Origin of the sequence: Mesorhizobium sp. M2E.F.Ca.ET.209.01.1.1 (assembly GCF_004010375.2) — a bacterium.
GTDB lineage: Bacteria > Pseudomonadota > Alphaproteobacteria > Rhizobiales > Rhizobiaceae > Mesorhizobium.
On record NZ_SADP02000876.1, the window covers coordinates 1 to 313 of the forward strand.

A 313-nucleotide genomic window follows, 5' to 3' on the forward strand; every position below is an offset into this window, starting at 1 on the left:
AGATCATCCGGCGCGCCGCAACCCGCCGCGTCGCGTGTCGCGCGCGCTTTCCTCGGCGAACAGCGAGGCGAGCTGCTCGGTCATGGCGCCGGCCAGTTCCTCGGCATCGACGATGGTGACGGCGCGGCGATAATAGCGCGTGACGTCGTGGCCGATGCCGATGGCGAGCAGCTCGACCGGCGAGCGCGTCTCGATCAGCTCGATGACCGCGCGCAGATGGCGTTCCAGATAATTGCCCGGATTGACCGAGAGTGTGGAGTCGTCGACCGGCGCGCCGTCCGAAATCATCATCAGGATCTTGCGCTGCTCCGGC

Annotated in this window: 1 pseudogene; it reads right to left on the reverse strand. The window is 67.1% G+C overall.

Features of this window, described 5'->3' with window-relative positions:
• Window positions 1–3: 3 nt before the first annotated feature.
• A pseudogene (locus EN852_RS38300) lies at window positions 4–313 on the reverse strand (cobaltochelatase subunit CobT); the annotation flags it as partial.